Consider the following 13,670-nt stretch of genomic DNA (forward strand, 5'->3'; position numbering starts at 1 on the left):
GCGCCAGCCTGCGGTGCGCCTCGGGGAGGTCGTGGTAGGGCATCGAGGGCATCAGGTGGTGGAGCGCGTGATAGCGCAGCCCGACCGGCGCCCAGATCTCGGCGGCGAGGCCCGGGGGGGGCACGTTGACGCTATCGAGGAACTGCGCGGTCACCGTCATCGCCTCACCCTCGTTCTCCCACAGGTGCGCGACCAGCGTGCGCAGCTGGTTGAGCACCGCGGCGAGCGACAGGATCGCCAGCGCGGTCGCCAGCGGCTGCCAGCCGAACACGAAGACCGATGCGATCAACGCCATCGCCCACACACTCGCGCCCGCTTCCTGCCAGCGCACCCGGCCAGCGAACTCGCCCTCGGGTGCCTTGCGACGGAACTCGGGGTTGATCGAAAGCGAGGAGAACCGCTCCCACACGAAGGTGCGAAGCGGCGGCACCAGCAGGCCGAGCGGGTAGAGCACCCCGAAACGCAGAATCAGCGCCACCGGCAGCAGCATCGCGACAAGCACGAACAGCGGCAGGCTCCACGGCTTCATCAGCGCCAGCGGCAGGTATTCGGGATCCTCGATCGTGCCGTATTGCGTGCGCTTGTGGTGGATCACGTGCACGCCTTCATACATGAAGCTGGGCGTGAGCATCGGGATGCCGACGAGCAGATTCCACGAAGTGCGGAAACCGGGGAGCGCATCGCGGTGGATGTGGGTCAGCTCGTGGATGAACATCAGCGCGCGGTACAGCGCCAGCGCCGCGACCAGCCCGGCGGCAAGCTTCACCGCGATACTCGCCGAGGCGATCGCCACCGCGATCCCGGCATAGCCCAAGGCGGCCGAGACCAGCATGTCGGTCCAGTAGATGCCCGGCTTGGCCTCTCCCAACCCCTTGGTGAGGTCGCGCGCGGCGCGCAGCATGGCCTTGTCGTCCTCGGCCATGAAGGCGGCGCGGGTCGCCTTCACAGGCGCGGCAGGGATGGTCTGGTGCATGGTCATAGCGGCAATTTCCTGAGGCGCGCCCTACCGCAAATCGGGGGCCAAGCCAAACGCGGGTTGTTGGTGAGAGTGATCGATAGCTTGCGCGATTGACGCGAGCGCGACACAGACGCCTTGACCCGGAGCAAATACGAGGACGCTTGCGTGACGGATGTAACGACCCGCGGAGCCCAGATAGTGATCGAGCCGGTCACCGGCAAGCGCGGGCGCGAGGCCTTTGTCGATCTAGGCCGCGCCTTTTCGGACCGCCTGCCGCATTTCGTGCCCCAGATCCGCGCCGAACAGATCGAGCTGGTCGATCCGGCCAAGAACCCCTTCTTCGGCCATGCCCGCGTGCAGCTGTTCATCGCGCAGGCCGGCGGCAGGCCGGTCGGGCGCATCTCGGCGCATATCGACGAACTCGCGCTCGCCATGTCGGAGGCGCAGGGCTTCGGCCCCGGAACCGGCTTCTTCGGCTATTTCGATGCCGAGGATGAAAACGTCGCCCGCGCGCTGCTGACGGCGGCGGAAGGCTGGCTGGCTGGCGAGGGGATGACCCGGGTGCTGGGGCCCATCTCGCTGTCGATCTGGGAAGAGCCCGGCCTGCTGGTGAAGGGCCAGGACCATGCGCCGACGATCATGATGGGCCACCACCCCGCGCATTACGCCGGATGGATCGAGGCGGCCGGCTACGCCCGCGCCAAGACGCTCTACACCTATGATCTCGACATCTCGAAGCCGTTTTCGCCGTTGTTGCAGCGCATCATCCAGTCAGGACACAAGAACGCGCGGATCACCATCCGCCCCGTGCGCAAGGCGGAGTGGGACGCGGAAGTGGCGATCATCCTCGGCATCCTCAACGATGCGTGGTCGGACAATTGGGGCTTCGTGCCCTTCACCCCCGCCGAGGTCGCCTATGCCGGCAAGAAGCTGCGCGCGATCATCAAGGAAGATCTCAACATGATCGCCGAGGTCGATGGACGGCCGGTGGCCTTCATGCTGACCTTCCCCGACGTGAACGACGCACTGACGAAGATCAGGGGCAAGCTGTTTCCCTTCGGATGGATCCACATGCTGCGCTGGTTGCGCTTGCCCAAGGGCGCTACGATGCGGGTGCCGCTGATGGGTGTGCTGAAGGAACTCCACAGCAGCCGCCTCGCCAGCCAGCTGGCCTTCATGATGATCGAGGAAATCCGGCAACACGCAAATGGCAAATACGGCTCGGACCGGGGCGAGCTCGGCTGGGTGCTGGATGACAATCAGGGCATGAACGCCATCGCCGACGCGATCGGCAGCAAGGTCAACCGCGAGTATGTGATCTACGAGCGGGCGCTGGGCTGACATGCGCGGCGTGAAGCTGGAGACAATCAGGCTCGCCCTGGCTTTCGCCTATTGGCAGCCCATCCTGATCCTTTTCGGCGCCTTCGCATCCGATCTGCGAGGCATGTCCGCGCTTGCGCTCATCGCAGCGTCATTGGTGATCGCTATTGCTGGAAGCATCGCGGCGTGGGTTCTCAGCCTGATCGCTCTGTGCCCCAACTGCGGCGGCCGTTATTTCTCTATCGTCCCTTTGTTCCTCTACACGAGGCGGCGCTGCGCACAGTGCGGGCTAAAGGAAGAGGACGGCGCGCATTCGCGTGGCGCCAGAACCTAGCCAAAGAAAAAAGGCCTCCGTTGCCGAAACAACGGAGGCCTTTCGGGATCGTATCACCAGCCGCTTGGACGGGAGGGGGGTCTCGGCGGTGACAAGAGCATAATGATCGTCCTTGCGGGCGGTTCCCGGGCCTTGTGAAATTTTTTTGACCCTAGGGAAACTACGCAGGAAATCCAGCCGGTCCAGAGGCTTGCGCGACAGGGGCGACGGGGCTGCAGGGAACCGCTATGGGTATGAATCGGTTGCCTACACAGACCAGCGAAAGGTGTCTCATGTCCCTCGGAAGCCAGATCGCGGCCAACCTGCCCTTCCTGCGCCGCTATGCCCGCGCGCTGACCGGATCGCAGGCAAGCGGCGATGCCTTCGTGCGCGAAATGCTCGAAGCCGCGCTCGCCGATGCGACACTGATGGAGAGCCTCGCAGGCGGGCGCGTCCCGCTCTACCGCGCCTTCGGCAAGGTCTGGGCGAGCGCATCGGGCGCCCCAGCGGTGGGCAATCCGGCGAGCGAGCACGAGGCCGGCGCGCAGGCCCGACTGGGCGCGATCACGCCCCCGGCGCGGCAGGCGCTGCTGCTCACCACGCTCGAGGATTTCACCATCCCCGAAGCCGCGGCGATCCTCGACCGCACCCCGGAAGAGGTCGAAGCCCTCGTCGCCGCAGCTATCGCCGACATCGAGCGCGAACAGACCACCAGCGTGCTGATCATCGAGGACGAGCCGCTGATCGCGATGCAGCTCGAAGACCTCGTGACCGGCCTCGGCCACACGGTCAGCGGCACCGCGGCGACCCGCACCCAGGCGCGCAGCGCGGTGGCCGAGGCGATGCCGGGGCTGGTGCTCGCCGACATCCAGCTGGCCGACGGCTCCTCGGGCCTCGATGCGGTGGACGATATTCTCTCGGCCGGGACGATGCCGGTGATCTTCATCACCGCCTATCCCGAGCGCCTGCTGACCGGCGACCGGCCCGAGCCGACCTATCTGGTCACCAAGCCCTTCCAGGAAGCGACCGTGCGCGCGGCGATCAGCCAGGCACTGTTCTTCGGGAGCACACGGCCGTTGTGATTTGATGCCACCTTCGATGGCGCACGTCAGCGGGATCGCAAAATCAGGGCTTCGTCACCCGCCGATCCGCTTCCTTCTCGCGGATCCGAAAATCCGCGGGCCTGCGCACCGGCACGCGCAGCACGCAGCGCACGCCGGCGGGAGCGAAATCGAGCGTCACCGGTGTGCGCAGCTCGTGGGCGACGACCTTCTCGATCAATTCGGTGCCGAAGCCGCGGCGGCGTTCGCTGGCGACGGGCGGGCCGCCCGTCTCTTGCCATTCGACCTCGGCCCATTCGGTCTCGGCTGAAGGGTCTTCCCCGCGCTGCCAGCGGATCGTAACCTTGCCGCCCGGTGCGCTCAACGCGCCATACTTGGCCGCATTGGTGGCGAGTTCGTGGACCGCCAGCCCGAAGGACAGCGCGTCATTGGGCGCCAGTTCCAGCTCGGGCCCGTCGAGCAGGATCGCATCGTCGAGCACGCTGCGGAAATGCTGCAATTCGGCCTCGATCACCGCGCGGATCGGGGTCGTGCCCCAGTCGGTCACGGTCAACAGATCATGCGTCGCCGACAGCGCCCGGATCCGGCCTTCGAGCGAATCCGCGAAATCGTCGAGCCCGCTTGCCCGCCTGCGGGTCAGCGACAGGATCGAAAGGACGTTGGCGAGCGTGTTCTTGACGCGGTGGTTCAATTCGCGCGTCAGCGAATTGCGGATCGAATGCTGCTCCTCGAAGAAGGCGAGCCGCGCCTGGTCCTCGAAAGCCTGCTGGGTGAGCAGCCGCGCCAGCAGCATCAACAGGCTTGCCAGCGCAAGCCCGAAGATCAGCGTCACCATCGACAATGGCGAGAGCACCGCGATGCTGGCGCTCTCGACCACCAGCATCAGCTTGCGGTCGGCGATAGTGACTTGCTGCGTCACCCGCGCCTCGGCCGCGCCGCCTGCCGTGTGGGCGACGAGCAGGTGGCCAGTGCCGTTCTCGCCGTCATAGAGCCGGACGCCGAAGCGCATTTCGCCCTGCCGGTCGATGGCCGAATCGAGGAACTCGCGCGCCCGGAACGGGGTATAGACGAAGCCTGCCAGCCGCCGCGCGGTGGGGTCGGCAGCGGGACGGTCCATGCGGAAAACCGGCATGTAGATCGCAAAGGCCGGTGCAGTGCCGCTGGTTTCCTGCACCAGAACGATCCGGCCCGAGGCCGCCGGACGCAGCGTCAGCTCGGCCTCGGCCATGGCGGCCGCGCGGGCGGCGTCGGAATACATGTCATAGCCCAGCGCGCGGCGGTTGAGCGCGGTGGCAGGCGCGAACATGGCGACCGGCGCCACGCGTCCGGTGGCGCTGGTGGGCGCGGGAAAGATGTCGGGATAGGCCGGTTGGCTCGCCCGCGTGCGCGCAAGGAAGGCGGGCAGATCGCGCGCTTCGAGCACCGGGATCCAGCCGATTCCTTCGGCGCCCGAATATTCGGTGTTGAGCTTCAGTGCGCGCACGAAGCTGTCGAAGGTTTCGGGGCTCACTTCCTCGACGCTTGCGAACAGCGCCGCGCCTGCGCGCAGATAGGAGGTGAAGCCGCTCCCGCTGCGGTCGAGCGCGGCGGCCACCCCTTGGGCATATTCGCGCATCTGCGCGCGTTCGCGGGCGCGGGCGTTGCTCTCGATGGAGAAGACGCTCAGCGCGGTGATCGCGGCGAGCGCAAGGAAGATCAGCAGCGGAATCGCGCGCGGATAGAGCACCAGCCAGCGCCGCGCCCGTCCCGAGGAGTCCGGCGGCGGGGCAGGCGCGTCGCTGGCGGAATGGAGGGCAAGCGGGTCGATGGCGCGCGGTTCCTGTGGGGGCCAGGTGCCGGGACGGGACGCTGGCAGCCGGTGGCGGAACCAAACAGGTAGCGCATCGTTCCCAAATCGTCCAAACTCGGCTTCTCGGGAGTGCGGATGGCGCGGTGCGTCCTTCGGTTTCCCGGGTGGCGGATCGGTCTGTCGGCAGACCGGGACACGGTATCAGGGACAATCGCAAGCGACATGGCCTCGACAGACGGACACGGCGGCAACCACGGCGCAGGCGACCAGAACGCCCGGCGCCGCCCGCCCGAATGGGCCGACGGCTTGAAGCAGCTCTATGATTCGGTGGTCGAAGAGGCCCTGCCCGACAGCTTCAAGGATCTCATCGACCGGCTCGACGCGATGCCCCCCGCCCGCGGCCGGGATCACGGCAAGTGAGCGCGGACCAGCCCTCGGGTGACAAGCCTGCTGGAAACGGGCGCAGCGCGGGCGAAAAGTCCGACTTCAAACGCGAGCTGACCGGGGTGGTGCCGCACCTGCGCGCCTTTGCGCGGGGGTTGTGCGGTAGGCCCGACCTCGCCGATGACCTGGTGCAGGAGACGCTGCTCAAGGCCTGGGCGGCGCAGGAGCGCTTCGAACCCGGCACCTCGATGCGCGCCTGGACCTTCGTGATCCTGCGCAATGCCTATCTCACCGACATGCGCCGCAACCGCTTTCGCGGCGAGTATGACGAGGGGGTGGCCGAACGCATCCTGACCGCGCCCGCCGGGCAGGAGGAGCCGATCCACCTGTCCGACCTCCACCGCGCGCTGCTGACCCTGCCTGCCGAACGGCGCGAGGCGCTGCTGCTGGTGGGCGCGGGCGGCTTTTCCTACGAGGAGGCGGCGGCGATCTGCGGCTGCGCGGTCGGCACGATCAAGAGCCGCGTCGGCCGCGCGCGGGCTGCCTTGTCGGAGATGCTGGCGAGCGGCTCCATCCCCCGCCGCTCGACCGATGACGAGGTCGCGCACAGCGCGATCCTCGAAGAGCTGGACGAGGTCGCGGCGGGCAACGGGGTGAGTTCGCGGCCCTGAGGCGCGCCCCTGCCATCCATAGGAAAAGGCCCGGAAGCGTTTCCGCCCCGGGCCCTTTGCTTGTCCATTCAGACCAGACTTACGCGTAGGTCCACACCGTCCCGCGCGCGAGGTTTTCGCTGGCGAAGGCCCAGTTGAGCTTGGTTTCGACCACCGCGTCGAGATAGGCCGGACGCTTGTTCTGGTGATCGAGGTAGTAGGCGTGCTCCCACACGTCGAGCACCATGAGCGGGTTGAAACCGCTGTCAGCGAGCGTGTCGGCGTCATGCGTCTCTTCGATTGAGAGCTTGCCGTCCTTTTCGGCCAGCCACACCCAGCCGGATGCGAAGTGGCCGACGCCGCGGTCCTTGAGCTGCTGCTTCAGGGCATCGACCGAGCCGAATGCGGCTTCGATCCCGGCGACCAGTTCATCCGAAGGCGCGGTGGTTTCGGCCGCCATCGAGTTCCAGTAGAACGCATGGTTCCAGGTTTGCGCCGAGTTGTTGAACAGGCCCTTGTCGGCCCCGCGCGAGGCAGCGACGATCTCTTCGAGCGACTTCGACTCATGATCGGTGCCCGCGATCGCGGCGTTCATCTTGTCGAGATAGGTCTGGTGATGCTTGCCGTAGTGGAACGACAGCGTCTCGGCCGAAATGGCGGGCTCGAGCGCGGTGTCGGCATAGGGAAGCGGGGCAAGTGCGAAAGCCATGGTGTTCTCCAGGGTCGTTTGATGAATCGGTCGGGGTTACGTAGCAGCAACGCAGATGTGAGCGAAGGGTTGCAGCTTCAAGGCTGACTTCACGGCTGGGCGATAGCCTCATCGGCCGAACGGTCAACCGCGCTGGTGACCGCGACGTTCATGGTGACATTGCCGAGCGTGCGCATCAGATCGGGCAGCATCTCGACCGCGACCAGCAGCGCGAGCGGTTCGACCGGCACGCCCATCGCCAGCGCAATCGGGCCGATCGAGACCACGAAGCTGATCGAGCCGGGCAGGCTGACGGCCGAGAGGCTGATGACGCTGGCGATGAAGATACCGGCGATGGCGACCGTCAGCGGCACCTCCACGCCTGCGAGGGCGGCGACGTAGTAGACCACCGCGAGGTTCATCGCCGCGCTGGTCGCACGGAAGATCACCACAGCGAGCGGAAGGACGAATTCGGCGGTCGAGGGCCTGATGCCCAGCCGCCCCGCGCTATCGAGCATCGCGGGCAGACTGGCCAGCGAGGACTGGGTGGAGAGCGCCACAGCCTGCGCGGGCAGCATCGCGGTGACGAACCGCCCGCCGGTGCGCCCGAGACCGATGGCGACGGCATAGGCCAGCACCAGTACGAAGGTGCCCATCGCGGTGACGGTGAGCACATAGTGCCCGAGCGCGGCGAAGGCCCCGCCGCCGCTCTGCACCCCGACGCCGTAAGCCAGCGCGAAGACGCCGACCGGCGCGGCGCTGAGCACCCAGCCGATGATCAGCAGCATCGCATTGCCGAGCGCGTGGAAGACGCCGAGCAACCGCTCGCTCTGCTCCTCGGGCAGGCGGGTGATGGCGACGGCGAACATCACGAAGAACAACGTCAGCGGCAGCATCGCGGTCTCGGCCGCGGCGGCGACGATGTTGGGGCTGACGAGCGAGGCGAGGAAATCGAGCACCTTGGGCACTTCGCCCACGTCAGAAGGGGTTTGGGCGAGGAAGGCGCTCGCGCCCTCAGGCACCGGGAAGGTGCGCAGCAGCATCGGCATGAAGATCGAGGCGAAGGCCCCGCCTGCCAGTTGCACGAACACCATCAGCGCGATCATCCGCCGCGCCACCGTGCCGACCCGCGCGGCAAGGATCATCTGGACCAGGCCGAGCACCAGCAAAGCCGCGACCAGCGGGATGATCGTCATCTGCAGCGCGCGCAGCCACAGCCCGCCGACGAGACCGGCGATGTCCGACACTCCCTGCGGTGCCCCGGCGAGTCCGCCGACGATCCCGGCCAGCAATCCGCCGATCAGCGCTGCGAAGGTCAGCGCCACCGGCAGGCGGATCGAGACCAGCGCGAATTTTCCCTGTCCGCTGGCTGCGGTGCTTTCACTTTCCAGCAATGGCATGTCCTTATGCGGGCGTCTTGCCCTTCACTTTGGGCGATAACCGCGCCAGAAGCGCTAGACAATCATGCGAGAGGGCAAAGCCGCAATCATGGCCAGGAAGCTGTTCGGAACCGACGGGATCAGGGGCCGCACCAATGCCGGCGTGATGACCGCCGCGACCGCGATGAAGGTGGGACAGGCCGCGGGCCGCCATTTCGTGCGCGGCGGCCATCGCCACCGGGTAGTGATCGGCAAGGACACGCGCCTGTCGGGCTACATGATGGAAAGCGCGCTGGTGGCAGGGTTCACCTCGGTCGGGATCGATGTGATCATGACCGGGCCGCTCCCCACCCCTGCCATTGCGCTGCTCACCCGCGAAATGCGCGCCGACCTGGGCGTGATGATCTCGGCCAGCCACAACCTCTTCGCCGACAACGGCATCAAGCTGTTCGGCCCCGACGGCTTCAAGCTGTCGGACGAGGCCGAGGCCGAGATAGAGCGGCTGATGGCCACCGACATCCCGCTCGTTCCCGCCGAGCTGATCGGCCGCGCGCGTCGGATCGAGGATGCGCGCGGGCGCTACATCCACGCGGTCAAGCAGTCGGTGGCGACGGATGTCCGCTTCGATGGCCTCAAGGTCGTGGTCGATTGCGCCCACGGCGCAGCCTATCAGGTCGCCCCATCCGCGATCTGGGAGCTGGGCGCGGAGGTGGTGGCGCTCGGCGTCTCGCCCAATGGCACCAACATCAACGACGGCGTCGGCTCGACCGCGATTGCCGCGCTTCAGGCCAAGGTGGTCGAAGAGCAGGCCGACATCGGCATCGCGCTTGATGGCGACGCCGACCGGCTGATCGTGGTCGACGAGAAGGGCCGCGCGGTCGACGGCGACCAGATCATGGCGCTGATCGCGGGCCGGATGCAGGAGCGCGGGAGCTTGCAAGGCGGCGGGATCGTGGCGACGGTGATGAGCAACCTCGGCCTCGAACGCTACCTCAATGGCCGCGGCCTCGATCTGGTGCGCGCCAAGGTCGGCGACCGCTACGTGCTCGAGGCGATGAAGGCGGGCGGATATAATGTCGGCGGCGAGCAGTCGGGGCACATGATCCTGCTCGACTACGCCACCACCGGCGATGGCACCGTGGCGGCGCTGCGCGTGCTGGCGAGCCTCGTGCGCAGCGGCAAGCCGGCGAGCGAGCTGCTCCACGTCTTCGACCCCGTGCCGCAGCTTCTCAAGAACGTGCGCTACGAGGGCGGCCAGCCGCTCGAGAACGACCGCGTCAAGGCGGTGATCGCCGAGGCCGAGGCGAGTCTTGCCGGCAAGGGCCGCCTGGTGATCCGCCCCTCGGGCACCGAACCGGTGATCCGGGTGATGGCCGAGGGCGACGACCAGAAACAGGTCGAACACGTGGTCGACGCGATCTGCGAAGCAGTGCACGCGGCGGCCTGAGGAGACGACATCATGCTCGAAATGCGCCCCGATTGCGAAACCTGCGGCGTGCTGCTTCCGGCCGAGGCACCCGGCGCCTTCATCTGCTCGTTCGAGTGCACCTTCTGCGCCGAATGCGCCGAGGATCTCGACGACCGCTGCCCCAACTGCGGCGGCGAGCTGATGGACCGGCCGACGCGCGCCAAGGCACTCCACGCCAAGTTCCCGCCGAGCACGGAACGCAAGTTCAAGGGCTGAGGCCCGCCGCACCCTCATCCCTTGCGCCCGCGCGTCATCGGGCGCATCAACGGGCCGACAGGAGGGGGCAGCATGCGGACAATCTTCAAGACCACCGCCTTGGCAGGGCTTGGCGTCATGGCGGCATCTGGCGGCGCGGCACACGCGCAGGGCACAGCCCTGCGCCCCGACCAGATCGCCTACCGCGCGCTCTTTGAAGAATTGGTCGAGACCAACACCACCCTCTCCAGCGGCAGCTGCACACTCGCCGCCGAACGCATGGCCGCGCGGCTGCGCGAGGCGGGTTTGCCCGAGACCCAGATCCACCTCTTCGCCGATCCCGCCCACCCACAGGAGGGCGGCCTCGTCGCGGTCTATCCGGGCACGTCCAAAACTCTCAAGCCGATCCTCGGCATCGCGCATATCGACGTGGTGGAGGCCAAGCGCGAGGACTGGCAGCGCGATCCCTTCACGCTGGTCGAGGAGGATGGCTATTTCTACGCACGCGGGGTCGCCGACACCAAGGCGCTCGCCGCGACCCTGGTCGACACCCTGATCCGCTTTCAGCGCAGCGGCTACAAGCCCAAGCGCAGCGTCAAGATCGCGCTCACCTGCGGCGAGGAGACCAACGGCGCCTTCAACGGGGTGGAATGGCTCGCCGCCAACCGCCGCGACCTGATCGACGCCGCCTTTGCCCTCAACGAGGGCGGCGGCGGCACCACCGATGGCACCGGCAGCGGCAGGGGCAAGGTGGTCGAACAGACCATGCAGGTCGGCGAGAAGACTTTCGCCACCTTCCGGCTCGAGACGCGCAACCCCGGCGGCCACAGCTCGGTCCCGCGGCCCGACAATGCCATCTATCAGCTCGCCGCAGCGCTGACGAAGATCGGCGCGCACGAGTTCCCGCTCGAAATGACCGAGACCACCCGCACCTATTTCCGCGAGGCGGGAATGGGCCGCAAGGACGAGATCGGCGCAGCGATGGTCGCGCTCGCGGCGAACCCGGCCGACACCGCGGCCGAGGCGATCGCCAACCGCGATCCTTTCCTCCATTCAAACCTGCGCACGACCTGCGTGGCGACGATGCTTGACGGTGGCCATGCGCGCAACGCGCTGGCGCAGCGCGCGGGCGCCTTCGTCAATTGCCGGATCTTCCCCGGCCACCCGGCCGAGGATATCCGCGCCGAGCTTGCCCGCGTGATCGGCGATCCCGGGGTCAGCGTCACCACCCTGCCGCCGCTGCGCCCCGCTCCGCCACCGCCCCCGCTCGCGTCGCAAGTCATGGGCCCTGCGGCAAAGCTCGTCGCGCAATATTTCCCCGGCGTCCCGCTCGTGCCGGTGATGGCCAACGGCTACACCGACGCGACCTTCCTGACCGCGGTCGGCATCCCCACCTACGGCGTGCCGGGCGCATGGTTCGATCCCGACGGCAACGGCGCGCACGGGCTCGACGAGCGGATCGCGGTGGAATCGGTCAATGTCGGGCGCGATTTCCTGTTCGATCTGATCAAGGCCTATGCCGAGTAGGGCACGCGCAAAAGCGCTGCCGGGGCGGCTGAGGATTTGCTAGGGCGGGGGCATGACCACCCCCGCCAAGCCCCCTCGCATCCTCTCCATCGCCGGTTCGGACTCCTCGGGCGGGGCTGGGATTCAGGCCGATATCAAGACCATCACCATGCTCGGCGGCTATGCGATGACTGCGGTGACCGCGATCACCGCGCAGAACACGCTGGGCGTGCAGGGGGTGGCAGGCATCGCGCCCGACATGGTGCTTGGGCAGATCGCCTCCTGCATGGAGGATATCGGCGTCGATGCGGTCAAGATCGGGATGCTGGCTGACGAGGCGGTGATCCGCCATGTCGCAGGCGCGCTGGTGCAGGTGCGGCCGCCCATCGTGCTCGATCCGGTGATGATCGCCACCTCGGGCGCGGTGCTGGTCGGGCCCGATGCGGTGGCGGCGCTGCGCGCGCGGCTGTTCCCGCTCGCCGCGCTGATCACGCCCAACCTGCCCGAGCTCGAGCACCTCGCGGGCCGCGCCCTGCCGACGCACGCGGCGATGGTGGAGGCCGCACAGGAAATTTCGGCGGCAAGCGGCGCGGCGGTGCTGGCCAAGGGCGGGCATATGGAGGAACGGGCCGACAGCGACCAGATCATCGACGTGCTGGTCGTGCCCGGCGAGGCGCCGCTCACCTTCACTCACGCGCGGATCGACACCCGCCACACCCACGGCACCGGCTGCACGCTGTCCTCAGCGATCGCGACGCTGCTCGGTCGCGGCGAGACCCTGCCCGAGGCGGTGCGGCTCGCCCGCGAATTCGTGTTGGCCGCCATCGCCGCCGCCCCCGGCTATGGCGCAGGGCACGGCCCGCTCGGGCATCAGGCGGTGCGGGGGATCGGATGAACGAACAGCCGGACTTCTCCGCCATCATCATCTCGGAAGTGCTCGCGCAGAGCCAGCCTTCGCCGGGATGGTTGATGGCCGGCCTCGTTCTTCTGGCCGTGCTTGTCTGGTGCGCTTTCGAGTTCGGTGTTTTCGTTGCGCTGGGAAAACTGATCCGTGCGATCAGGACGAGACGGGGCGGTCCGAATAATCCGCCCTGAAGCCCCTCAATCCTCCGCTGCGTGGTCCTTGATGTCGTAGAAATCGGCGATGCAGGCCCAGGCTTCTTCCGCGGTTTCGACCCAGGTGAACAGGTCAAGGTCGCTCTTCGAAATCACGCCCTCTTCCGCCAGCGCCTCGAAATCGACGACGCGGGTCCAGAAGTCCTTGCCGAACAGGATGATCGGCATCGGCTTCATCTTGCCGGTCTGGATCAGGGTGACGAGCTCGAAGAATTCGTCGAACGTCCCGAAGCCGCCGGGGAACACCGCCACCGCCCGCGCGCGCAGCAGGAAGTGCATCTTGCGCAGCGCGAAGTAGTGGAACTGAAAGCTGAGGTAAGGCGTCACATAGGGATTGGGCGCCTGTTCGTGGGGCAGCACGATGTTGAGCCCGATCGATTCGGAGCCCGCGTCCGAAGCCCCGCGGTTCCCCGCCTCCATGATTGACGGGCCCCCGCCGGTGGTGACGACGAACTGGCGAAGGCCGTTCTCGATAATGCCCTTCTCGCTGACGAGTCGCGCAAGAGCATAGGCCTCGTCATAATACTTCGCCTTCTCGGCGAGGCGCTGGGCGACCTTCTGGTCATATTCGCTGCCGTTCCTGGCCGCCTCGAGCCGCGCCTCGGCCTGGGCGGGCGAAGGGATGCGCGCCGAGCCGTACATCACCAGCGTCGAGCCCACGCGCGCCTCGTCGAGCAGCATCTCTGGCTTCAGGAGCTCGAGCTGGAAGCGCACCGGGCGCAGCTCGTCGCGCAGCAGGAAATCGGTGTCGCGGAAGGCAAGCTTGTAGGCCGGATGCGCGGTCTGCGGGGTGCGCTCGGGCCCGCCCTCGGCAAAGCGTGTTTCCTCGCCGGCGCGGTAGAA

The 13,670-nt window shown here is 67.3% G+C and carries 15 protein-coding genes; 10 read left to right on the plus strand and 5 right to left on the minus strand.

The window, feature by feature from the left end; genetic code table 11:
- On the minus strand, nt 1-979 hold a 979-nt coding region (locus NBV68_RS11830; protein ID WP_296310104.1), incomplete at its 3' end, for a fatty acid desaturase.
- Between the two features lie 144 nt (nt 980-1,123).
- On the opposite strand from NBV68_RS11830, the gene NBV68_RS11835 reads away from it, so the two are divergent.
- The 3 genes from NBV68_RS11835 (at nt 1,124) to NBV68_RS11845 (ending at nt 3,673) form a co-directional block, all read left to right on the plus strand.
- Complete coding sequence (locus tag NBV68_RS11835; protein WP_296310106.1) at nt 1,124-2,299, plus strand: N-acetyltransferase; 1,176 nt, start codon at nt 1,124-1,126, stop codon at nt 2,297-2,299.
- 1 nt (nt 2,300) lies between these two features.
- On the plus strand, nt 2,301-2,612 hold the full coding sequence (locus NBV68_RS11840) for a hypothetical protein (RefSeq protein WP_296310107.1): 312 nt from the start codon (nt 2,301-2,303) through the stop codon (nt 2,610-2,612).
- Between the two features lie 272 nt (nt 2,613-2,884).
- A complete protein-coding gene (locus tag NBV68_RS11845; RefSeq protein ID WP_296310108.1) occupies nt 2,885-3,673 on the plus strand; it encodes a response regulator in 789 nt (262 codons plus the stop codon).
- Between the two features lie 43 nt (nt 3,674-3,716).
- On the opposite strand, the gene NBV68_RS11850 is transcribed toward NBV68_RS11845, so the two are convergent.
- A complete protein-coding gene (locus NBV68_RS11850) occupies nt 3,717-5,378 on the minus strand; it encodes a CHASE domain-containing protein (RefSeq protein WP_296310109.1) in 1,662 nt (553 codons plus the stop codon).
- Between the two features lie 285 nt (nt 5,379-5,663).
- On the opposite strand from NBV68_RS11850, the gene NBV68_RS11855 reads away from it, so the two are divergent.
- Nucleotides 5,664-5,861: a NepR family anti-sigma factor gene (locus tag NBV68_RS11855; RefSeq protein WP_296310110.1), complete on the plus strand. Its 198-nt coding sequence runs from the start codon at nt 5,664-5,666 to the stop codon at nt 5,859-5,861.
- A gap of 77 nt (nt 5,862-5,938) precedes the next feature.
- On the plus strand, nt 5,939-6,496 hold the full coding sequence (locus tag NBV68_RS11860) for a sigma-70 family RNA polymerase sigma factor (RefSeq protein WP_296310120.1): 558 nt from the start codon (nt 5,939-5,941) through the stop codon (nt 6,494-6,496).
- A gap of 79 nt (nt 6,497-6,575) precedes the next feature.
- Here the strand turns inward: NBV68_RS11860 and NBV68_RS11865 are convergent, their stop codons facing one another.
- The gene (locus tag NBV68_RS11865; RefSeq protein WP_296310111.1) at nt 6,576-7,184 is read right to left on the minus strand and encodes a superoxide dismutase; all 609 of its coding nucleotides are present in this window, start codon (nt 7,182-7,184) and stop codon (nt 6,576-6,578) included.
- 89 nt (nt 7,185-7,273) lie between these two features.
- Nucleotides 7,274-8,557 (minus strand): cation:dicarboxylase symporter family transporter, encoded by a 1,284-nt coding sequence (locus NBV68_RS11870; protein WP_296310112.1) that lies wholly within the window; start codon nt 8,555-8,557, stop codon nt 7,274-7,276.
- Nucleotides 8,558-8,651: 94 nt separating this feature from the next.
- On the opposite strand from NBV68_RS11870, the gene glmM reads away from it, so the two are divergent.
- The 5 genes from glmM to NBV68_RS11895 all read left to right on the plus strand — a co-directional run bounded on the left by glmM (nt 8,652) and on the right by NBV68_RS11895 (nt 12,806).
- Complete coding sequence (glmM, locus tag NBV68_RS11875) at nt 8,652-9,989, plus strand: phosphoglucosamine mutase (RefSeq protein WP_296310113.1); 1,338 nt, start codon at nt 8,652-8,654, stop codon at nt 9,987-9,989.
- A gap of 12 nt (nt 9,990-10,001) precedes the next feature.
- Nucleotides 10,002-10,226, plus strand: a complete 225-nt coding sequence (locus NBV68_RS11880) for a DUF1272 domain-containing protein (RefSeq protein ID WP_296310115.1) — start codon at nt 10,002-10,004, stop codon at nt 10,224-10,226.
- 72 nt (nt 10,227-10,298) lie between these two features.
- Nucleotides 10,299-11,732, plus strand: coding sequence for a M20/M25/M40 family metallo-hydrolase (locus NBV68_RS11885; protein ID WP_296310116.1), 1,434 nt, complete (start codon nt 10,299-10,301; stop codon nt 11,730-11,732).
- Between the two features lie 52 nt (nt 11,733-11,784).
- A complete protein-coding gene (gene thiD, locus NBV68_RS11890) occupies nt 11,785-12,606 on the plus strand; it encodes a bifunctional hydroxymethylpyrimidine kinase/phosphomethylpyrimidine kinase (RefSeq protein ID WP_296310117.1) in 822 nt (273 codons plus the stop codon).
- Complete coding sequence (locus NBV68_RS11895) at nt 12,603-12,806, plus strand: hypothetical protein (protein WP_296310118.1); 204 nt, start codon at nt 12,603-12,605, stop codon at nt 12,804-12,806. The genes thiD and NBV68_RS11895 overlap by 4 nt, the downstream gene beginning before the upstream one ends.
- Before the next feature lie 6 nt (nt 12,807-12,812).
- On the opposite strand, the gene NBV68_RS11900 is transcribed toward NBV68_RS11895, so the two are convergent.
- Nucleotides 12,813-13,670 (minus strand): LOG family protein (locus NBV68_RS11900; protein WP_296310119.1); only part of this gene is annotated, 858 nt, incomplete at its 5' end.

The sequence above is a fragment of the Erythrobacter sp. genome, from assembly GCF_023653175.1.
Lineage (GTDB): Bacteria > Pseudomonadota > Alphaproteobacteria > Sphingomonadales > Sphingomonadaceae > Erythrobacter.